Origin of the sequence: Xenorhabdus japonica (genome assembly GCF_900115195.1) — a bacterium.
In the GTDB taxonomy this organism is placed as follows: domain Bacteria; phylum Pseudomonadota; class Gammaproteobacteria; order Enterobacterales; family Enterobacteriaceae; genus Xenorhabdus; species Xenorhabdus japonica.
In genome coordinates this window covers 1-1164 of the sequence record NZ_FOVO01000091.1, presented here as the reverse complement: position 1 = coordinate 1164, position 1164 = coordinate 1, and the positions used below count along the sequence as shown (strand labels likewise).

General features: G+C 34.5%; 1 protein-coding gene. It reads left to right on the top strand.

Annotation, left to right across the window (positions count from 1 at the left end; all coding sequences use genetic code 11):
- Nucleotides 1-425: 425 nt before the first annotated feature.
- Complete coding sequence (locus BM135_RS16430) at nucleotides 426-977, top strand: inclusion body family protein (protein ID WP_092521602.1); 552 nt, start codon at nucleotides 426-428, stop codon at nucleotides 975-977.
- Nucleotides 978-1164: the final 187 nt, after the last annotated feature.

Sequence of the window (1164 nt, the reverse complement as noted above, 5' to 3'; positions counted from 1 at the left end):
GGATTGTAAATCACAAACGATCATCAATGTTCCTACCTTTATGTACTGAAGGCACATCACTGAACTAACTGTTCAATTTAGACCCGTTTGCCCTATATACATGATTCAATAAATTGATGTCACGACCTAAAAATGCATAATTGTTCATAATCGCGTTATTTAGATTTATGTCATTTCAGAAGAGTAAAATATAAACATTAAATCATTTGTCTAAATATGATTATTAATAAATGCTATTTAAATATAATTCAGATATCTTTCATTGTGGTAAATTTGATTTCATAAACGTTAATTTTTAATGTTTATATTTTGTTTTTCTTTGGTATGGTAGTGGTGTAAGCAGCTTGCTAATTAAATATGGGCCTATTGTTATTTTAGTTTACGTATAAAAGATGATAATACCATTAACTAATGAGGGTGCTACAATGTCAAATGTGATCGATATATTAGTTGCTGTGGATGCGCAATCTATTATGGAGCAATATGGTAGAATTAGTACTAATATTAATGCGCCTACTTATCTTGGCTGTAGAAGCGACGATATTCATATGTTGGCGCGGCCAAAATATGTTATATCTGGTCAGGGTGGAAGTGAATTAAAAATTGACGCTAAAAATGGTGATGTTATTCGTTGGCGTGGGGCTACTTTGTCTAAAGATGCAGAGTACTCAGCTGCATTATTGAAAATTGTCCCGCTGAGTCGGAGAGCAAGTGAATTTTTTACTGCGCCAGTGGTAAAGCCGATTCATTCTTATGTCCCTGTATTGAAGTCTGACGATACAATAGTAAACCCTGATCTGCTGGACGTAGATCTCCAGTCAACAGTTAATTACCATTGGGAAACTATGGTTAAAAGTATGCCTCCTCCTCATTCTGCGTCTACAGAATTTTATACATTCATTGTGGGTATATATTCTAATGGTAATTTCAGGGGATTTGTTTATTGGGATCCAGCTATTGTTCTTGACAATAAATAAACCATTATGTAATTTCCAATTATAAATGTAAGCCTCACTAACCCAGTGGGGCTTTTAGTTATGTATTCAAAGCGTTGATCACCCTCAAACATTAGGGCAAACGGGTCTAAATTGAACAGTTAGTTCAGTGATGTGCCTTCAGTACATAAAGGTAGGAACATTGATGATCGTTTGTGATTTACAATCC